The 17,530-nt window shown below is 70.5% G+C and carries 20 protein-coding genes and 1 riboswitch; of the genes, 11 read left to right on the forward strand and 9 right to left on the reverse strand.

Annotated features, from left to right (window positions below; translation table 11 throughout):
* Positions 1-8: 8 nt before the first annotated feature.
* The gene (locus KV106_RS06325) at positions 9-1,529 is read right to left on the reverse strand and encodes an MFS transporter (protein WP_261207205.1); all 1,521 of its coding nucleotides are present in this window, start codon (positions 1,527-1,529) and stop codon (positions 9-11) included.
* A 3-nt stretch (positions 1,530-1,532) separates the two neighbouring features.
* Positions 1,533-2,084 (reverse strand): GNAT family N-acetyltransferase, encoded by a 552-nt coding sequence (locus KV106_RS06330; protein ID WP_261207207.1) that lies wholly within the window; start codon positions 2,082-2,084, stop codon positions 1,533-1,535.
* Positions 2,085-2,209: 125 nt separating this feature from the next.
* Between KV106_RS06330 and KV106_RS06335 the strand changes: the two genes are divergently transcribed.
* Complete coding sequence (locus KV106_RS06335) at positions 2,210-3,088, forward strand: LysR family transcriptional regulator (RefSeq protein ID WP_057598144.1); 879 nt, start codon at positions 2,210-2,212, stop codon at positions 3,086-3,088.
* A 12-nt stretch (positions 3,089-3,100) separates the two neighbouring features.
* Here KV106_RS06335 and KV106_RS06340 read toward each other — a convergent pair whose 3' ends face one another.
* The gene (locus KV106_RS06340; RefSeq protein WP_261207213.1) at positions 3,101-4,357 is read right to left on the reverse strand and encodes a voltage-gated chloride channel family protein; all 1,257 of its coding nucleotides are present in this window, start codon (positions 4,355-4,357) and stop codon (positions 3,101-3,103) included.
* A gap of 78 nt (positions 4,358-4,435) precedes the next feature.
* A riboswitch (Fluoride riboswitch) is annotated at positions 4,436-4,505 on the reverse strand.
* A 292-nt stretch (positions 4,506-4,797) separates the two neighbouring features.
* Here KV106_RS06340 and KV106_RS06345 point away from each other — a divergent pair.
* The 5 genes from KV106_RS06345 to KV106_RS06365 all read left to right on the forward strand — a co-directional run bounded on the left by KV106_RS06345 (position 4,798) and on the right by KV106_RS06365 (position 8,386).
* Positions 4,798-6,126: an MFS transporter gene (locus tag KV106_RS06345; RefSeq protein WP_057597520.1), complete on the forward strand. Its 1,329-nt coding sequence runs from the start codon at positions 4,798-4,800 to the stop codon at positions 6,124-6,126.
* 10 nt (positions 6,127-6,136) lie between these two features.
* Positions 6,137-6,463 carry a ferredoxin family protein gene (locus KV106_RS06350; RefSeq protein WP_093344382.1) on the forward strand — a complete coding sequence of 109 codons (327 nt, stop codon included), beginning with the start codon at positions 6,137-6,139 and terminating at the stop codon, positions 6,461-6,463.
* Positions 6,464-6,500: 37 nt separating this feature from the next.
* Positions 6,501-7,112, forward strand: coding sequence for a DJ-1/PfpI family protein (locus tag KV106_RS06355; RefSeq protein WP_057597522.1), 612 nt, complete (start codon positions 6,501-6,503; stop codon positions 7,110-7,112).
* 118 nt (positions 7,113-7,230) lie between these two features.
* The gene (locus KV106_RS06360; RefSeq protein WP_057597523.1) at positions 7,231-7,635 is read left to right on the forward strand and encodes a cupin domain-containing protein; all 405 of its coding nucleotides are present in this window, start codon (positions 7,231-7,233) and stop codon (positions 7,633-7,635) included.
* 139 nt (positions 7,636-7,774) lie between these two features.
* Entirely contained in the window at positions 7,775-8,386 is a 612-nt protein-coding gene (locus KV106_RS06365; RefSeq protein ID WP_057597524.1) for a helix-turn-helix domain-containing protein, read from the forward strand.
* A 4-nt stretch (positions 8,387-8,390) separates the two neighbouring features.
* On the opposite strand, the gene KV106_RS06370 is transcribed toward KV106_RS06365, so the two are convergent.
* Entirely contained in the window at positions 8,391-9,557 is a 1,167-nt protein-coding gene (locus KV106_RS06370; protein WP_057597525.1) for an ABC transporter substrate-binding protein, read from the reverse strand.
* 83 nt (positions 9,558-9,640) lie between these two features.
* Between KV106_RS06370 and KV106_RS06375 the strand changes: the two genes are divergently transcribed.
* Positions 9,641-10,120, forward strand: a complete 480-nt coding sequence (locus KV106_RS06375; protein WP_261207225.1) for an energy transducer TonB — start codon at positions 9,641-9,643, stop codon at positions 10,118-10,120.
* A gap of 12 nt (positions 10,121-10,132) precedes the next feature.
* On the opposite strand, the gene trmB is transcribed toward KV106_RS06375, so the two are convergent.
* From trmB to KV106_RS06395, 4 genes are all read right to left on the reverse strand, one after another.
* Positions 10,133-10,873, reverse strand: a complete 741-nt coding sequence (gene trmB, locus KV106_RS06380; RefSeq protein ID WP_261207227.1) for a tRNA (guanosine(46)-N7)-methyltransferase TrmB — start codon at positions 10,871-10,873, stop codon at positions 10,133-10,135.
* Positions 10,870-11,784: a tRNA glutamyl-Q(34) synthetase GluQRS gene (gene gluQRS / locus KV106_RS06385; protein WP_261207230.1), complete on the reverse strand. Its 915-nt coding sequence runs from the start codon at positions 11,782-11,784 to the stop codon at positions 10,870-10,872. The genes trmB and gluQRS overlap by 4 nt, the downstream gene beginning before the upstream one ends.
* A 40-nt stretch (positions 11,785-11,824) precedes the next feature.
* Positions 11,825-12,931 carry an NAD(P)/FAD-dependent oxidoreductase gene (locus KV106_RS06390; protein ID WP_082321844.1) on the reverse strand — a complete coding sequence of 369 codons (1,107 nt, stop codon included), beginning with the start codon at positions 12,929-12,931 and terminating at the stop codon, positions 11,825-11,827.
* 116 nt (positions 12,932-13,047) lie between these two features.
* Positions 13,048-14,001, reverse strand: a complete 954-nt coding sequence (locus tag KV106_RS06395; RefSeq protein WP_057596748.1) for a LysR family transcriptional regulator — start codon at positions 13,999-14,001, stop codon at positions 13,048-13,050.
* Between the two features lie 161 nt (positions 14,002-14,162).
* Here KV106_RS06395 and KV106_RS06400 point away from each other — a divergent pair, with 161 nt between their 5' ends.
* The 4 genes from KV106_RS06400 to KV106_RS06415 all read left to right on the forward strand — a co-directional run bounded on the left by KV106_RS06400 (position 14,163) and on the right by KV106_RS06415 (position 16,937).
* Positions 14,163-14,864 (forward strand): pirin family protein, encoded by a 702-nt coding sequence (locus KV106_RS06400; RefSeq protein ID WP_057596749.1) that lies wholly within the window; start codon positions 14,163-14,165, stop codon positions 14,862-14,864.
* An 85-nt stretch (positions 14,865-14,949) separates the two neighbouring features.
* A complete protein-coding gene (locus KV106_RS06405; protein WP_057596750.1) occupies positions 14,950-15,366 on the forward strand; it encodes a DoxX family protein in 417 nt (138 codons plus the stop codon).
* A 37-nt stretch (positions 15,367-15,403) separates the two neighbouring features.
* Entirely contained in the window at positions 15,404-15,955 is a 552-nt protein-coding gene (locus tag KV106_RS06410) for a flavodoxin family protein (RefSeq protein ID WP_057596751.1), read from the forward strand.
* A gap of 52 nt (positions 15,956-16,007) precedes the next feature.
* Positions 16,008-16,937: a pirin family protein gene (locus KV106_RS06415; RefSeq protein ID WP_057596752.1), complete on the forward strand. Its 930-nt coding sequence runs from the start codon at positions 16,008-16,010 to the stop codon at positions 16,935-16,937.
* 3 nt (positions 16,938-16,940) lie between these two features.
* On the opposite strand, the gene KV106_RS06420 is transcribed toward KV106_RS06415, so the two are convergent.
* A complete protein-coding gene (locus KV106_RS06420) occupies positions 16,941-17,408 on the reverse strand; it encodes a GNAT family N-acetyltransferase (protein WP_261207279.1) in 468 nt (155 codons plus the stop codon).
* Between the last annotated feature and the right edge of the window lie 122 nt (positions 17,409-17,530).

The following is a 17,530-nucleotide window of genomic DNA, read 5'->3' on the forward strand; positions in this document are numbered from 1 at the left end:
AGCTGGGCTCAGGCGCAGCGCGGTTTCGCGCTGCGCCAGCCGAGCACGGCCACCGAGCAGGCCGCCGCGACGACGATCACCACGGCCACCGCCATCACCGCCACCGCCATCACCGCGAAGAAGGCCTGGTCGAAGGCCGTGTGCGCGAGCGCCACGAGCTGCGTGCCGGCCTGGGTGGGCAGCGTCTCGGCCGCGAGCAGGGCGCCATCGATGCCGTCGCGCGCCGAGGCCGGCACCGCCAGCGTGTCGGGAATGGCCAGCGTGGCCGTGTAGGTCGACGAGAGCACGCTGCCGAGCAGCGCGATGCCGAGCACGCCGCCCAGTTCGTACGACACCTCCTCGATCGACGCGGCCATGCCCGCGTGCTCGGCCGGCGCGTTGTTCATGATCGCGTTCGAGGCCGCCGTGATGGTCGCGCCCACGCCCAGGCCCAGCAGCACCAGCACCGCGAGCTTGAATGCGCCCGTGGCATCGACGGCCAGCGCCAGCCCGCACAGCGAGAGCGCGGTGGCCAGCAGGCCGCCGAGGATCAGCGGGCGCGAACCGATGCGCGGCAGCAGCATGCCCGCGAGCGGGCCCGCCACGAAGGCGGCGAGCGGCACCGGCAGGATCGTCAGGCCGGCCTGCAGCGGCGTGAGGCCGCTCACCAGCTGCAGCCGCTGGCTGAACACCAGCTCGACGCCGATCAGCGCCACCGAGGCCACGATGGCCGCGATCACGCCGCCCGAGAAATAGGGGTCGCGGAACAGCCGGAAGTCGACCAGCGGGCTCGCGCTGCGACGCTGGCGGCGCGCGAACAGCGCCATGGCCAGCAGGCTCAGCGCGCCGCTGATGCCCATCGCGAGGCCCGAGGGCGCGGGCTTGGCGAATTCCTTGATCGCGAGCACCAGGCAGACCAGCGCCACGAACACCTGCACCGAGCCGACGACGTCGAAGGGCTTCGGCTGCGCGGTGGCGCCCGCGCGCCGCCCCGGCAGCAGCCAGGCGCCGAGCACCAGCGCGAGCACGACCACCGGCACGTTGATGAGGAACACGGAGCCCCACCAGAAGTACTCGAGCAGCACGCCGCCGACCACCGGGCCGAACGCGGCGCCGCCCGAGGCGACCGAGGCCCAGACGCCGATGGCGACCGCGCGCTCGCGCTCGTCGGCGAAGGCGAGCCGGATGATGGCCAGCGTGGCCGGCATCATCATCGAGGCGCCCACGCCCAGCAGGCCGCGCGCCGCGATCAGCGCCGCGGGGCTGCCGGCATAGGCGGCGCTCAGCGAGGCCACGCCGAACACGACGAGGCCCGCGAGGAACATGCGCTTGTAGCCCACGCGGTCGCCGAGCGCGCCCATGCCGAGCAGGAAGCCCGACACCACCACGGTGTAGGCGTTGACGATCCAGAGCTTCTCGGACGAGGAGGCCGCGAGATCGTGCGTGAGCGTGGGCAGCGCCGTGTAGAGCACGGTCATGTCGACCACGATCAAGAGCAGCGCCATCGAGACGATCACCAGGGTGACCCATTGCCTGAACACGGTATTCATCGCTCAGGCCTCCAGTTCCTTGAGCATCGTGACCGAGACCGGCATGCAGCCGCGCGCCTCGAAGAAACGGTGCGCGCCCTGGTTGCCGAGGCCGCTCTCGAGGAACAGGCGCGCGATGCCGCGCTGCCGCAGTTCGGCGCAAACCCAGTCGAACAGCTGGCCGCCGACGCCGGCCGACTGGAACGGCGCATCGACCACGAGGTCGTCGAGCGTGGCGAAGGCGCGCGCGGCGCGCCCGACCTCGTCGATGGACACCAGCGCGATCGCGGCCAGCGCATCGCCGGCATGCGCGGTGGCGATCAGCGAGGCGGCCGTGGCCGGCGGCAGCGCGAGCGTTTCCCGCAGTTCGGCGCGCAGCACTTCGGGCAGGTCGCGGCGCCATTCGCCGGGCGCGACGGCGCGCTCGCCCTGCAACTCGGAATGCGAGATGTAGCGCGGGCTCAGCTGGCGCATGAACAGCGCGGCGATGGCGGCTTCCTGCGCCGGGTCGTGGCACCAGTTCAGGTCGATGGGGGCGGTATGGATGCGGGGCATCGCGAGACGGGAGATCGGCATACGAACGGACTTCTCTTTTCAGGGACGGGGCGAGGTCGCCTCGCCTGGACTGCCGATCTTGCTTCAATAGAATGGATGAATAAAGATGAAATCCATCTGATAAATAGATAAAGAGAGGCAGGCCCATGGAATGGACCGTCGACCAGTTGCGCCAGTTCGTCACCACCGCCGACTGCGGCTCGTTCTCGGCGGCCGCGCGCCGGCTCGGCAAGGCCCAGTCGGCCGTGAGCACGGCCATTGGCCTGCTCGAGGCCGACCTCGGCGTGGCGCTGTTCGATCGCTCGCGGCGCAATGCGCAGCTGTCCGAGGCGGGGCAGGTGCTGCTGCTCGAGGCGCGCGAGCTGCTGCGCCAGGCCGAGCAGCTCGACCAGCGCGCGCGCTCGCTGCACGACGGCAGCGAGGCCGCGCTCTCGATGGCCTTCGACGAGGCGCTGCCGTACACCGCCATCGCCACGCTGTTGCGAGAGATCTCGGTGAAGTACCCGAGCCTCGAACTCACGCTGCTCAACGGCACCGCCACCGAGGTGGCCGACTACGTGGAGCAGGAGCGCGCGAGCGTGGCCTTCCATTTCGACCGTGGCCCGGCGCGTGCCTGCTTCGAGCTGCGCCGCATCGGCAGCGTGCCGCAGGGCGTGTTCGTGGCGGTCGACCATCCGCTGGCCGACGGCCGCACCGTGCGGCGCAAGGACCTGGTCGGGCACCGGCAACTGTTGATGCATGCGGACGACGTGCACGAGGTGGCCTACAGCCCGCGCGTCTGGCGCTCCGACAGCTTCTACAGCACGGCCGAGATGGTGGCCGACAAGCTCGGATGGGCCGTGCTGCCCGTCAACATCGCGCACTACGAGGGCTACCGCCAGGCCCTCAAGGAACTGCCGTGCCCCGCGCTCGCGCTGCCGCGGCTGTCGGTGCGCATGCTGTGGCTGCAGGGGCGGCCGCTGGGCGCCACCGCGCTCTACGTGCAGCAGCGCTTCGCGGAGCTGCTGCTCGACAGCACGGCCTGAACCGTCCGGCGTTCAAGCGCGCCTGCCGTCCTCCGCGGCGCGCCCGTGGTGCTTGCGGTGGCCGATGCGCTGCGCGCGGTAGATGCCCGTGTGCCCCGAGAACAGGTAGGCGGTGACGCAGCCGATCGCGGCCAGGGGGCCGATGTCGGCGCCGAACAGTTCCATCGCCATCAGGGTGGTGGCGATCGGGGTGTTCGCGGCCCCCGCGAAGACGGCGACGAAGCCGATGCCGGCCAGCAGCGCGAAGGGCATGTGCAGCAGCGGCGCCAGCGCGTTGCCCAGGGTCGCGCCGATGTAGAACAGCGGCGTGACCTCGCCGCCCTTGAAGCCCGTGCCCAGCGAGGCGACGGTGAAGACCAGCTTGGCGAGGAAATCCCAGGGCTGCATGGGCGCCTGGAACGAGCGGACGATGTCGGGGATGCCCAGGCCGATGTAGCGGTGGGCATCGAGCGCCCACACCGCCGTGGCGATGACCACGCCGCCCGCGAAGGGACGCAGCGGCGGGTAGGCGATCAGGCGCTTGACCAGCGCGCCCAGCGCATGGGCCGCGGTGGCGAACAGCATGCCGACCAGGCCGAACACGATGCCCGCGAGGACCACCGCGAGCACGCGCCAGGCGTCGATGGCGCCCACCGCACCGATCGCATAGTGGGTGTGGTGGATGCCCCAGGCGGTGCAGACCCGGTCGGCCACGAAGGCCGCGACGATGCAGGGAAAGAGCGCGTCGTAGCGCATGCGGCCGATGGCCAGCACCTCGAGGCCGAAGATGGCCCCGGCCAGCGGCGTGCCGAACACCGACGCGAAGCCCGCGGCGATCCCGCTCATCAGCAGCACGCGGCGGTCGTCGCGCTGCAGGTGGAACACGTGCGTGAGCTGATCGGCCAGCGCGCCGCCCATCTGCACGGCCGTGCCCTCGCGGCCGACCGAGGCGCCGAACAGGTGCGAGACCACGGTGCCGCCCAGCACCAGCGGCACCATGCGCAGCGGCACCACCTGGCGAGGGTCGTGGATCTCCTCGATCAGCAGGTTGTTGCCGGCGTCCACCTGCTTGCCGAGCCGGTGATAGGCCAGGCCCACGGCCATGCCGGCGACGGGCAGCAGCCAGACGATCCAGCGATGGGCCTCGCGCCAGGCCGTGGCCAGGTCGAGGGCGTGCAGGAAGAAGGCCGAGGCGGTGCCGGCCAGGGCGGCCACGAGCGTGGCGAGCAGCAGCCATCGGCCGATGAAGGGCAGCAGTTGCAGCGGTTCGAAGTTGGAAAGTTTGCGCATGGTTCAGGGGCTCGGATCGATCGGCCTGACCAGCGGGGGATGCATGCACGCGAGCGCCTACAGCCCTGACGAGGTCAGGTGTCTGTAGGCGTCATCAGCCGCACGGAGGTGCGGCGGTTCGAAGAGGTACGCCATCTCTTGGGCCTGGATTCTAAGAGGGCGGTCTCCGGCGCCGTCCCGTGGCATGGCTCTTGCGAAGAAGTAGCCCGATGGGAAACTTATTCACCAAAAATGGGCAACTCCCGATACGGGATTTACCCCTGGAGCGGCGGATATTTCATCTCAGGGAAAGCGATATGTTTCCCATTGGGAAACAAAACTAATCTTCGCGCAGCTTCCAACGCCCGTGCACGAAAACGGGCAACCCGTGCCGCCGCCGCCCTCGAGGCGGGCGGTCCCCGCCAGCAGAGCCATCAACCTCGCATCGGAGAGCCACCACCATGAATCACCCCGCAAACCCCGCGCTGGCCCAGGAGGGACGGTCGGCCGAGACCGACAGCTCCGAAGTCAGCCGTGTCGTGTTCGCCAGCTCGGTCGGAACCATCATCGAGTGGTACGACTTCCTGATCTACGGCACCGCCGCCGCGCTGGTCTTCAACAAGATCTTCTTTCCCGCCGACGACCCGCTGATGGGCACGCTGGCCGCGCTGGGCAGCGCGGCCGTGGGCTTCTTCGCGCGGCCCTTCGGCGGCGCGGTGTTCGGCTACTTCGGCGACCGGCTGGGCCGCAAGTCGATGCTGCTGCTGACGCTCGCGATCATGGGACTCGGCACCTTCGCCATCGGCCTGCTGCCGACCTACCAGCAGATCGGCATCTGGGCGCCGATCCTCCTGATCGTGCTGCGCATCGTGCAGGGCATCGGCCTGGGCGGCGAGTGGGGCGGGGCGGCGCTGATGGTGCTCGAGCATGCGCCGAAGCGCCGGCGCGGGCTGTGCGGCAGCCTGGTGCAGGTCGGTTTCCCGATCGGCCTGATCCTGTCGGCGGGCGTCTATTCGATGGTGTCGACCCTGCCCGAGGAGGACTTCATGGCCTGGGGCTGGCGCGTGCCCTTCCTGCTGAGCGTGGTGCTGGTGGCGCTCGGTGCCTTCATCCGCACGCGGGTGTCGGAGTCGCCGGTGTTCCTCGAGATGAAGGCCAAGAAGGAGATCGCGCGCAATCCCTTCGCCGAAGCGGTGTTCCGCGATCCGAAGAACTTCCTGATCGCGGTCGGCCTGAAGATCTGCGAAGTCTCGTGGGTCTACATGCTCACGGTGTTCATGGTGGTCTACGCGACCAAGAACCTGGGCCTGCCCAAGGAGATGCTGCTCAACGCGATCATGGTCGCGGCGGCGATCGAGGTGGTGACGATTCCGCTGTTCGGCTGGCTGTCGGACATCGTCGGGCGCCGCCCGTTCTACTTCGCGGGCACGCTCTTCACCATCGTCTTCGCGTTCCCGCTGTTCTGGCTGGTCGACACGCGCGATCCGTGGATCATCATCGCCGCGACCGCGGTGGCGCTGAGCTTCGGCCACGGCCTGATGTTCGGTCCGCAGGCCACCTACTTTCCCGAGCTCTTCGGCGCGCGCGTGCGCTACACCGGCGCCTCCTTCGGCTTCCAGGTGTCGGCCGCGCTCGGCGGCGGACTGGCGCCGATCCTCGCCACCCTGCTGGTGGGCAAGCTCGGCGGCACCGCGGGCGTGTCGATCATGCTGATCGGCCTGGCCTGCGTGACGCTGGTGGCGGCCTTCTTCGCGCACGAAACGCGCGACGACTCGGTGCGCAACTTCTGAGCGCGGCCGCATGACCTTCGTCGTGACCGAAGCCTGCATCGCATGCCGCTATGGCGAGTGCGTGTCGGTGTGCCCGCAGAACGCCTTCCACGAAGGACCGAACTTCGTGGTCATCGATCCGCGCGCCTGCGCCAACTGCGGCCTGTGCGAGATGGTGTGCCCGGTGCAGGCGATCCATCCCGCGGCCGACCTCGCGCCCGACCAGCGCGACTGGATCGCGCTCAATGCGCGGCTCGCGGCGCAGTGGCCGGTGGCGGCCGACACCCGGCCGCTGGCCGATGCCGACGCGCATGCCTTCGACACCGCCAAGCGCGAGCGCCTGATCCTCGAACCATGACCCCCACGCTTTTTTCATTCAGAACGGAGACCCGCGCATGCACATGACCTTCCTGCTCTACGAGGGCATCGAGCCCGTGGACCTCGCCGCCATCGGCGTGGTCTCGATGGCGCGGCGCGTGATCCCCGAGCTCGGCTACCAGACCGTGTCCTTCGACCGCGCGCCGGTCACGCTCGCCAACGGCCTGCAGGTGCTGCCGAACAGGAGCTTCGAGGAGGTGCGCGAGGTCGACGTGCTGCTGGTGCCCGGCGGGCCCGGCTGGCGCGCCGCCTCGCAGGATGCGCGCGTGCTCGAGTTCGTGCGCCGTGTGGCGCCCGAAGCGCTGGTCTGCTCGGTCTGCACCGGCGCGATGATCCTGGCCGAGGCCGGCGTGCTCGACGGCCTGCGCGCGACCACCAAGTTCGAGGTGGTGCCACCCGAGACCTCGCCGCTCGATGAGCTGCGGCAACGCTATCCGGCGATCCGCACCGAGCCCGCGCTCGTGGTCGACAACGGCCGCGTGGTCACTGGCGGCGGCGTCACGCTGTGCATCGACGCCGTGCTGTACCTGATCGAGAAACGCTTCGGCCCCGCACCCGCGGCCGAGGTGGCCCGGATCATGGAATACGGCGCCGCGCGCGAGGCCAACCGGCTGCGCTTCGCCGCCTGATCTGTCCCATGATTTCAAAAGTTGTCCAATGGGAAACTTCGATCTAGAATCGAATCCACCCGCTGCGGCGATGTCCCCCGTCCCCCACCCATCCATTCATTCACAGGAGTCAAACACCATGTCCGCCGTCTTCAAGGAACGCCTCTCCGGCAAGCTGCAACCCACCATCGGTGGTTCCGTCTACGTCGATCCCGCCACGCTCGAATGGCGGCCCTCGCAGTTTCCGAAGATCCAGATGAAGGTGCTCTACCGCAACGACGCATCGGGCGAGATGACGGTGCTGCTCAAGTGGGAGCCCGGCGCGGTGCTGCCGTTCCACAAGCATCCCGAGATCGAGCAGAGCTGGGTGCTCGAGGGTTCGTTCTCGGACCACGACGGCATCTGCCGCGCGGGCCAGTTCGTCTGGCGCCAGCCGGGCTCGCTGCACGAGACGCGCTCGGACGAGGGCTGCACCATCCTCGCGATCTATCGCAAGCCCAATGTGTTCTTCAACGCAGCGGGTTTCGAAGCCGACAAGAACTGAGTTCTTCTCGCGCGGTGCCGGCCATCCGGGCAACCGGGTGTGCCGGCAGGTAAACCGGTTCCGTTAAATTCGGAGCATGGTTGCTTCAAAGAAAACCGCCCGCGCGCCCAGGCGCGCGGCGGCCCCCGCCGCTCCAGCCGTGGCAGCGGCCCCCGCCGAGGTGCCGGCCCATGTGGACCTCGGCGTGCGTCTCAAGCAGCGCCGCCTCGAGGCGGGCCTCACGCTCGCGGCGCTGGCCGAACAGGCCGGCTTCGGCAAGGCCTACCTCTCGCGCATCGAGAGCGGCCAGAAGGTGCCGCCGATCGGCTCGCTGGCGCGCATCGCGAGCGTGCTGGGCATCGAGGCCGCGAGCCTGCTCACCGACAACGCGCATGCGCAGCAGAGCTGGCGCGGCGTGAGCCTGGTGCGGCATGCCGACAAGCGCCCGACCGTGATGGGCGGCAGCGCCTTCGGCTACGACTACTTCGCGCTGACCGACGCCACCACCGACCGCGCGCTGCAGCCCTTCCTGTTCACCTTCCCCGACAAGGTCGACAAGTTCGTGTTCTTCGAGCACGAGGGCGAGGAGATGATGCACGTGCTCACGGGCCGCGTGGAGTGGCAGGTCGGGGGCGACAAGTTCATCCTCGAACCCGGCGACACGCTGCATTTCGACGCGCGCATCCCGCACCGCGGGCATGCGCTCGCGGGGCCGGCCACGGCGCTGGTGGTGATCTATTCGCCCGTGGGCTACCACCCGAACCTGGCCTGAAGCTTCAGCGCAGCACGCGGCCGTCCGAAGAGATGCTGATCAGGTCGATGCTGCGCACGTTGTCGCGCAGGCCCGGGCGCAGGTTGATGCGGAAGCCGCCGACGTCGTAGTCGGTCATCGCGCCCATCACGCGCTGCAGGCTCTGCGGCGTGAAGCCGCGGCCCGCGCGGCGCACCGCCTCGCCCACGGTCTTGGCGGCGATGAAGCCCTCGAGGCCTTCGTACGAAGGTGCCTGGTCGGAGTTGTCGACCGCGGCACGGTACTCCTTGACGATCGGGATCGCCGAAGGCCGCGGCGAGGGCACGACCTGCGAGATCACGATGCCGCCGATGTCCTTGCCGAGCTCGGCGTAGAGCGGGTCGATGCCCACGATCGAGAAGGCCATGAAGCTGCCGGTGTAGCCGCTCTTGCGCAGCGCGCGGATGGCATTGGCCGTGGTGCCAGAGAGCGACACCAGCACGATGGCCTGCGGCGAGGGCTTCTGCACGGCCTTGAGCGCCTCCTCGAGCGGCTTGCCGCCACCCGCGGGCACCAGCGCGGTGGCGACCAGCGGCGGCAGCTTGAGTTCGCTCACAGCCTGCTGCACCGCCGCGAGGCCGGCATGGCCCATCGCGTCGTCGTCGCCCACCAGCGCGATGCGGGTCTGCCCCACGGTGGCGCACTGGCGCACGATCTTCAGCGCCTCGTCGATCATGCCGGGGCGCACATGGAACACGTTGGGATGCGCGGGGCCGCGCAGGGTGTCCGAGGCCGCGAAGGGCGCGAACAGCAGGCTGCCCTGCTGGGTGGCGACCTCGGCGCCGGCATTGCTGCTGGCGGTGCCGACGAAGCCGAACAGCATGTCGGCCTTGTCGCGCGACAGCAGGGTGCGGGCGTTGGCCGCCGCGCGGGCGGCGTCGTAGCCGTCGTCGAGCTGCAGCAGCTTGAGCTGCAGGCCGCTGGCGGCATTGCGCTCGTTGAAGTCGCTCACCGCGAGCCGGCTGCCGGCCGCGAAGGCCAGGCCGATCTCGCCGGCCGTGCCGGTCAGCGGCACCGACTGGCCGAGCAGCACCACGCGGGCGCCGGCGGGCGCGGCCGCGCGGGTGGCCTGCGCGAACGCGCGGGGCAGGGCCGTGCCCAGGGTCAGCAGGGCGCCGGTCTTCATCAGCCACTGTCTGCGTGCGTCGTTCATCGGACACCTTTTGCTAAAAATAGTAAAAAAGTGTAGCAATTTGGATGCCCGACGGGAAGTTTTGCCCATGCAGAATCGCCCGCATGAACAAGATCGCTGTGCTGGCACTGGGATGTGCCGTGTTGGCCGGTTGCACCGACCTGGCCCGGAACAGGGCGCCGGAGGCACCGGAGGCCGGCTTCTCGCAGGGCGGGACCGGGACGCCGGCGCTGGAGATCGCCGCGCCCCCCACGATCGCGCCCGCGCCCGCGCCGATGGCGGATCCGGCACCGGCGCGGCGGCCAGCGCCGGTGTCCGACGCGCGCGTGCTGCAGCGCTCGATCCCGCCCTATCCCTCGCAACTGGCCGAGCAGGGCGTGGCGGGCACGGTGGTCGCGGCCTTCGACGTCGACCCCGAGGGGCGTGCCGATCGCATCCGGATCCTCAGCTCGCCGCATCCGCTGCTGTCGCAGGCGGTGACGAAGTCGCTCCAGGCCTGGCGTTTCGAGCCGGCGCGCGACGCGAACGGCCAGGGCCTGCGCAGCGCGATGCGGTTGCCGTTCCGCTTCGTGGTCGAGGACTGACGCAGGGCGCGCTCAGGCGCGTTCGAACACCAGGTCCCAGACCCCGTGGCCCAGCTTGAGGCCGCGGTTCTCGAACTTGGTCAGCGGCCGGTAGTCGGGCTTGGGCGCGTAGTCGGCGGCGGTGTTGCGCAGCAGCGGCTCGGCCGACAGCACCTCGAGCATCTGCTCGGCATAGGGCTGCCAGTCGGTGGCGCAATGGATGTAGCCGCCGGGGCGCAGGTGCTGCGCGAGCTTGGTCACGAACTCGGCCTGGATCAGCCGGCGCTTGTTGTGGCGCTTCTTGTGCCAGGGATCGGGAAAGAACACGTGCACGCCGGCCAGCGTGGCGGGCTGCAGCATGTGGTCGAGCACCTCGACGGCATCGTGCGCGCAGATGCGGATGTTCGGGATGCTCTGCTCGCCGATGCGCTTGAGCAGCGCGCCCACGCCGGGCTCGTGCACCTCGCAGCAGAGGAAGTCGGTGTCGGGCCGCACGGTCGCGATGTGGGCCGTGGCCTCGCCCATGCCGAAGCCGATCTCGAGCACGGTCGGCGCCTCGCGGCCGAAGGCGGCGGCCAGGTCCAGCGTCTGCTCGCGGTAGGGCAGCAGGAACAGCGGGCCCAGCTCGGCGAAGGCGCGCGCCTGGCCGTCGGTGGTGCGGCCGCCGCGCTTCACGAAGCTCTTGAGGCGGCGGTGCAGCGGATGGGGCGTAGTGCTGTCGCCTGCGTCGTCGGCGGGCGGAAGGTCGTGGGACACGGTATCGGGAAAGGTCATTGCGGCCGCGAATTGTAGAGAGCGCGCCATGCGGGCACCCAGCCGGCCAGCGCCTCGGCGCAGGAAGCGCCCGCGGCCGGGCCCAGGCCGAGCACGCGTGCCGCCGCCTCGAGCGCGGCGCGCGCGGCCTCGGGGGTGGCGGTGTCGAAGGCCGCCGCGCCGTTCTGCTTCGAGAGCTTGTGGCCGTCGGCGCCGCGCACCAGCGGCGTGTGCAGGTAGCGCGGCGTCGGCAGCCCGAGCGCGCGCTGCAGCAGGATCTGGCGCGCGGTGTTGTCGGCCAGGTCCTCGCCGCGCACCACGTCGCTCACGCCCTGGTCGGCATCGTCGACCACCACCGCGAGCTGGTAGGCCCAGGGGCCGTCGGCGCGGCGCAGCACGAAGTCGCCGACCTCGCGGACCACGTCCTGGCCTTGCGCGCCGAGGCGGCGATCGGTCCAGTGGAGTTCGCCCGGCGCCGCGGCCTCGAACTTCTGCGTGGCGAAGCGCCAGGCGCGCGCGGGCTTGCCATGCAGGCCGTCGCGGCAGGTGCCGGGGTAGACGCGCTCGCCATGGCGCTCGTGCTGCCGGCCGAGCCGCGCGAGCGCTTCGTCGATGTCCTTGCGCGAGCAGCCGCAGGGGTAGGCGAGGCCGCGTTCGCGCAGGCGAGCCAGCGCAGCCTCGTAGCGCGCGGTGCGCGCGGTCTGCCACACGGGCTCTTCGTCGGGGATCAGCGCGCAGTCGGCGAGCTGGCGCAGGATGCGCTCGCCCATGCCCGGCAGGCAGCGCTCGGTGTCGGCGTCCTCGATGCGCACCAGCCAGCGCGCCCGCGGGCCTTGCGCGCGCACGTCGAGCCAGCTCGCGAGCGCGGCGACCAGCGAGCCCGCATGCAGCGGGCCGGTGGGCGAGGGAGCGAAGCGGCCGACGGGAGGCATGGAAAACGGCAGGGGGCCGCGGCCGGCCCCGGAACGCGAACTACAGCGCCGCGAGCGCGAGCGACAGGCCCGAGACGAAGGCGTCCTCGACGCGATGGCCGATGCACCAGTCGCCGGCCACGCCGATGCGCGCCTTGGCGTCCCACAGGTGGCTCTGGCCCACCGGCACCTGGGTCTGGGCCTCGGCCCAGCACAGCGCCTGCGCATGGGCCGGCGTGGCATGGATGCCGGTGATCTCGGAGAAGGCGCGCAGCAGCTTGGCCTCGATGCGCGGCGCATCGTCGCGCAGGTGTTCCTGCGACCAGGTGGCGCTGGCCTGCAGGGTCCAGCGCTCGATGCGTTCGCGGCCGGGCTTGGACGATTCGCGCGCCAGCCAGGCCACGCGGTGGTGCGTGCTGCGCGCCGCGTTCCATTGCGGGCCCAGGTGCGACATGGTCGGCTGGTTGGCCTGCGGGAAGGCGATCATCAGCGTCCAGCACGGCGCGATGCGCACCGGCTCGACCGCGCGGCTGATGCTGCGGGACAGCTTGCCGTCCTCGAGCAGCGCGCGGGCGCGCGAGGGCGGCACCGCGAGCAGCACCGCGTCGAAGCCCGAGTACACGCGCTGCGAGTCGCCGGCACCGGCGGTGCGCAGCTGCCAGCGCGCGGCATCGAGCGCGTCGGGCTCGATGCGCGTGACCTGCGTGCCGGTGACCAGGCTGTCGCCCAGCGGCCGCGCCCATTGCGCCACCAGCGAGTCCATGCCGGGCTGGGCCACCCAGTGCGATTCGAGCGAGGGCAGCGCGGCCTCGGCCACGCGGCCGTGGGCATCGAGCACGCGCACGAGGTTGGCGCTCCAGCGCCGGCACAGGCCGGGCACGGTTTCGAGTGCCTGCGCGAAGCGCGCGTCGCGCACGGTGAAGTACTGCGCGCCGCTGTCGAAGCGGCCGAAGGCGGTGTCGACGCTGGCCATGCGGCCGCCCGCCCCGTCGCCGCGCTCGAACAGCGTGACGCGGTGGCCGGCCTGCACCAGCGTGCGCGCGCAGGCCACGCCGGCCATGCCGGCGCCGACGACGGCGTAGTGGCGCGGCGCGGCGGCGGGTGCGGTGTCGGGGGAGGGGGCCGGGGTTCGGTGGCGGTCTGCCTTGGCGCGAGGACGAGTGGTCATGCTGGACCCTTTTCTTGTGACGAGGTGAAGACGGTGGATGCTGCGCCGACTCTAACCCGGTCTGCGCGCGTGCCGCAGCCACCCTGGGGCAAACGACGATGCGCGTCCCGCGGGCATCAACGGCCGCGGTGCCGTTCGAGCAGCGCGCGCCGCGTGCCCTCGTGCTCGAACTGGGCGAGCCACCACTCGAGCGCGCGCCCGGGCTTGCCGGCCGCGCGCACGCGCCAGGCGCAGTGCATGCTGCCCAGCGGCGGCTGGCGCTCGGTGCGGCGCTCGACCAGGTGGCCGGCCTCGATGTAGGGCCGTGCCATCGGCTCGGGCAGGAAGCCGCCGCCCAGGCCGTGCAGCTGCGCCGCGAGCTTGGCCTGCATGGTCGGCACGGTCAGCACGTCCTGTCCGCCGACCAGGTTGACCGTCATGCCGGGACTGCTGCGCGCCGAGTCGGCCGCGGCCACCGCGCGGTACTGGCGCAGCACGGCGTCGCTCAGCGGTTCCTCGAGCCGCGCCAGCGGATGGTGCGGCGCCACCGCGTAGATGAAGCGCAGTTCGCCCAGCGGCAGGCTGCGCAGGCCGGTGGCGGTGAATGCCAGGCTGGCGGCATCGAGCACCGCGCCGATCGCGAGGTCGGCCTCGCCGCTGGTCAGCGCCTCGATGGTGCCCAGCAGGGTCTCGTCGCGCAGCTTCAGGCGGGTCGGCGGCTCGAGCGCGAAGAAGGCGGTGGCGAGGTCGAGCAGCGGATCGCGCGCGATCACGCTGTCGACCGCGATCGTGAGCATCGGCTCCCAGCCGGTGGCCACGCGCTTCACGCGGTTGGCCACGGCGTCGATCTCGCCGAGCAGTCGCGCCGCCTCGCGCAGCAGCTCGGCGCCGGCCTCGGTCAATTTCGCCTGCCGCGCGCTGCGGTCGAACAAGAGCACGTCGAGCGCATCCTCGATCTGGCGCACGCGGTAGCTCAGCGCGCTGGGCACGAGGTCGAGCGCGCGCGCCGCCGCGGCGAAGCTGCCGGTGTGGGCCACGGTCTGCAGCATGGCGAGCGCATCGGGGGTCAGCACGTCGCGGGGGCTGGGCATGGTCGCGGCTCCATCATTCAAAAAATTTGAATGATGCCATCAAAGCGCGGCGCTTTTCCCTCGGGGGCGCGGGCCTAAAGTTCTTCCCATCCGCTGCGCATCCGGCGCGGCATACGAAGAAGGCCGATGATCCCCACGGGACCGGCCCAAGGAGTCCGACGATGTTGCAAGTCCGTAAATCCCAGGAACGCGGTTATGCCGACCACGGCTGGCTGCGCTCGTTCCACAGCTTTTCCTTCGCCAACTACTACGACCCGGCCCACATGGGCTTCGGCAACCTGCGCGTGATCAACGAGGACCGCGTGGCCGCCGGTGCCGGCTTCGGCACCCATGGCCACAAGGACATGGAGATCATCAGCTACGTGCTCTCGGGCGAGCTGGCGCACAAGGACAGCATGGGCAACGTGGAATCGATCCCGCCTGGCGACGTGCAGCGCATGAGCGCCGGCCGCGGCGTGATGCACAGCGAGTTCAACCACAAGGCCGACGAGACCACGCACTTCCTGCAGATCTGGATCCAGCCCAACGTGCGCGGCATCGAGCCCGGCTACGAGCAGAAGAAGTTCGATGCGGCCGAGAAGCGCGGCAAGCTGCGCCTGGTGGCCTCGCCCGACGGCGCCGACGGTTCGGTCACGGTGCATGCCGATGCGCGCCTGTTCGCGGGCCTGCTCGACGGCGACGAGAGCGCGAGCCTCGCGCTCGATCCGAAGCGCAAGGGCTACGTGCACCTGGTGCGCGGCGAGCTCGAGGTCAATGGCCAGAAGCTCGCGGGCGGCGACGCCGCGCTGCTCGAGGGCGAATCGCGGCTGACGCTGGCCGGCGGCAAGGATGCCGAGGTGCTGGTGTTCGACCTCGCCGCCTGATGTGTTCCCGGGCCGGGCGAGGGCCCGGCCTTTTTTCGCGACCCGTTCCCTTCATTCCATTCAACACAACCGAGGAGTTCGAACCATGGCAACCACCACCACCCCCAACGGCGCGCAGGACACGCTGGCGCTGATCGGCCGCATCCTGATCGCCTACCTGTTCATCCCGGCCGGCATCGGCAAGCTCATGGGCTTCGGCGGCACCGTGGGCTACATCACCTCGGCCGGCCTGCCCTTGCCCGAGGTGGCGGCGGCGATCGCGATCGTGGTCGAGCTCGGCCTGGGCATCGCGCTGCTGCTGGGCTTCAAGACCCGCTGGACCGCGATCGCCATGGCCATCTTCACGGTCGCGACCGCGCTGTTCTTCCACAAGTACTGGGCCGTGCCCGACGCGATGAAGATGGCGCAGCAGATCAACTTCAACAAGAACATCGCGATCGCCGGCGGCCTGCTCGCCTTCGCCGCCTTCGGTCCCGGCCGCTTCAGCATCGACAAGCGCTGATCCCCGCATCCATTCCCATCGCAAGGAGCCACCGAACATGAGCAACATCGTCGTCGTCTTCCATTCCGGCTACGGCCATACCCAGCGCGTGGCGCAAGCCGTGGCCGACGGCGCGGGCGCGCAACTGCTCGCCATCGACGCGGACGGCAACCTGCCCGAGGGCGGCTGGGAGACCCTGGCCGCGGCCGACGCCATCATCCTGGGCTCGCCCACCTACATGGGCGGCGTGAGCTGGCAGTTCAAGAAATTCGCCGATGCATCGTCGAAGGTCTGGTACACGCAGGGCTGGAAGGACAAGCTCTTCGCGGGCTTCACCAACAGCGCCACCATCAACGGCGACAAGGTCACGACCATGACCTACCTGTGGACGCTCGCGATGCAGCACAGCGGCATCTGGGTCAGCATGGGCATCCTGCCGACCAACAACAAGGCCGCCACGCGCGATTCGACCAACTACATCGGCGGCTACGGCGGCCTGCTGACGCAGTCGCCCTCGGACGCGAGCCCGGCCGAGATTCCCCGCGGTGACCTCGACACCGCGCGGTCTTTCGGCGAGCGCGTGGCCGCGGTGGCAAGATCGCGCGGCTGACCATCGCCTGAGCGGGCCGCCCCCGGCCCGGGGCACCCACGGAGAGAACACGATGACCGACGCCACCCCCGCCACCCGTTTGCTGCAACCGCACGACAAGGACCTGGGGGGCGGCTTCAACGTGCGGCGCCTGCTGCCCGCGGCCGTGCGCCGCTCGGTCGGCCCTTTCGTGTTCTTCGACCATTTCGGCCCGGCCACCGAGCAGCCGGGCCATGCGCACGACGTGCGCCCGCATCCGCACATCGGCCTGGCCACCGTCACCTACCTGTTCGAGGGCGCGATGATGCATCGCGACAGCATCGGCAGCGTGCAGGAGATCCTGCCGGGCGCCATCAACTGGATGACCGCGGGCCGCGGCATCGTGCACTCCGAACGCAAGCCCGAACGCCTGCTGGCCGAGACCTTCGTCAATCACGGCCTGCAGCTGTGGGCCGCGCTGCCGCAGGCCCATGAGGAAGTGGAGCCCGCCTTCGAGCACACCGCGGCCGATGCGATCCCCGCGCTGTTCGAGCAGGGCGTGGGCGTGCGCGTGCTGGTGGGCGAGGCCTTCGGCGCGCGCTCGCCCGTCACGACCTTCTCGCGGACCGTCTACCTCGACATCGCGCTGCCGGCCGGCGCGAGCTTCGCGCTGCCCGCGCTGGCGCCCGAGCTCGCGGTCTACCCGATCGATGGCGACATCGGCCTCGACGGCGTGGCCGTGCCGATGCACACCATGGCCGTGCTGGCCGACGGGCAGGGCGCCAACCTCACGGCGCCCGTGACCGCGCCGGTGCGGCTGGTGGTGATCGGCGGCGAACCGCTCGACGGGCCGCGCTACATCACCTGGAACTTCGTCTCGAGCCGGCGCGAACGCATCCTGCAGGCCGGCGAGGACTGGGCCGCGCAGCGCATGGGCCACGTGCCCGGCGAGACCGAGTTCATCCCGCTGCCGGGCAAGCCCTTCGGCGTGCGCGAGCCCGACACGGGCAGCACGCCCACCTGAGTTCTACAGCGCGAGCTTGTAGCCCTCGTGGCTCGCCACGAAGCCCAGCCGCTCGTAGAAGCGATGGGCATCGGGCCGGCGCTTGTCGGTCGTGAGCTGCACCAGGGTGCAGCCCCGCTCGCGGCAGCGCGCGATCGCCCACTCGAACATCCGCTGGCCCAGCCCCGCATCGCGCCGCTGCGCCGCGATGCGCACGGCCTCGATCTGGCCGCGCCATGCGCCCTGGCGCGCGATGCCCGGGATGAACGAGAGTTGCAGCGTGCCGACCACCGTGTCGCCCTCGGTCACCACCACCAGTTGCTGGTTCGCATCGGCCGCGATGGCCTCGAAGGCGGCGACGTAGCGCGCATCGACGGCAGCGGGTGAAGCACCCGCGGCCTCGCGTTCGCGGCCCAGCGGATCGTCGGCGAGCAGGGCGACGATGGCGGCCAGGTCGGTGCGCGTCGCGGTTCTGAAAACGATAGGGTTCACTTGTGAAACTCTGTTGCATCGTCGCGCGCCAGTTGGCGCGAAACGTCATCGCCCGATAGTAAAGTGCGCCCGCCGCGAGGGAGGGAACACCGGCCCCGCGACCCACAACCACAACGACGTTG

This window comes from Variovorax endophyticus, from assembly GCF_025376855.1.
In the GTDB taxonomy this organism is placed as follows: Bacteria; Pseudomonadota; Gammaproteobacteria; order Burkholderiales; family Burkholderiaceae_C; genus Variovorax.

What these genes read in the sequence shown, in the direction of transcription:
- KV106_RS06415 (WP_057596752.1), top strand. Translation starts at nt 16,008, where the DNA reads ATGACCGACGCCACCCCCGCCACCCGTTTGCTGCAACCGCACGACAAG.
- KV106_RS06410 (WP_057596751.1), top strand. Translation starts at nt 15,404, where the DNA reads ATGAGCAACATCGTCGTCGTCTTCCATTCCGGCTACGGCCATACCCAG.
- KV106_RS06370 (WP_057597525.1), bottom strand. Translation starts at nt 9,557, where the DNA reads ATGAACGACGCACGCAGACAGTGGCTGATGAAGACCGGCGCCCTGCTG.
- KV106_RS06355 (WP_057597522.1), top strand. Translation starts at nt 6,501, where the DNA reads ATGCACATGACCTTCCTGCTCTACGAGGGCATCGAGCCCGTGGACCTC.
- KV106_RS06390 (WP_082321844.1), bottom strand. Translation starts at nt 12,931, where the DNA reads ATGACCACTCGTCCTCGCGCCAAGGCAGACCGCCACCGAACCCCGGCC.
- KV106_RS06395 (WP_057596748.1), bottom strand. Translation starts at nt 14,001, where the DNA reads ATGCCCAGCCCCCGCGACGTGCTGACCCCCGATGCGCTCGCCATGCTG.
- gluQRS (WP_261207230.1), bottom strand. Translation starts at nt 11,784, where the DNA reads ATGCCTCCCGTCGGCCGCTTCGCTCCCTCGCCCACCGGCCCGCTGCAT.
- KV106_RS06335 (WP_057598144.1), top strand. Translation starts at nt 2,210, where the DNA reads ATGGAATGGACCGTCGACCAGTTGCGCCAGTTCGTCACCACCGCCGAC.
- KV106_RS06325 (WP_261207205.1), bottom strand. Translation starts at nt 1,529, where the DNA reads ATGAATACCGTGTTCAGGCAATGGGTCACCCTGGTGATCGTCTCGATG.
- KV106_RS06405 (WP_057596750.1), top strand. Translation starts at nt 14,950, where the DNA reads ATGGCAACCACCACCACCCCCAACGGCGCGCAGGACACGCTGGCGCTG.
- trmB (WP_261207227.1), bottom strand. Translation starts at nt 10,873, where the DNA reads ATGACCTTTCCCGATACCGTGTCCCACGACCTTCCGCCCGCCGACGAC.
- KV106_RS06360 (WP_057597523.1), top strand. Translation starts at nt 7,231, where the DNA reads ATGTCCGCCGTCTTCAAGGAACGCCTCTCCGGCAAGCTGCAACCCACC.
- KV106_RS06330 (WP_261207207.1), bottom strand. Translation starts at nt 2,084, where the DNA reads ATGCCGATCTCCCGTCTCGCGATGCCCCGCATCCATACCGCCCCCATC.
- KV106_RS06340 (WP_261207213.1), bottom strand. Translation starts at nt 4,357, where the DNA reads ATGCGCAAACTTTCCAACTTCGAACCGCTGCAACTGCTGCCCTTCATC.
- KV106_RS06400 (WP_057596749.1), top strand. Translation starts at nt 14,163, where the DNA reads ATGTTGCAAGTCCGTAAATCCCAGGAACGCGGTTATGCCGACCACGGC.
- KV106_RS06375 (WP_261207225.1), top strand. Translation starts at nt 9,641, where the DNA reads ATGAACAAGATCGCTGTGCTGGCACTGGGATGTGCCGTGTTGGCCGGT.
- KV106_RS06345 (WP_057597520.1), top strand. Translation starts at nt 4,798, where the DNA reads ATGAATCACCCCGCAAACCCCGCGCTGGCCCAGGAGGGACGGTCGGCC.
- KV106_RS06350 (WP_093344382.1), top strand. Translation starts at nt 6,137, where the DNA reads ATGACCTTCGTCGTGACCGAAGCCTGCATCGCATGCCGCTATGGCGAG.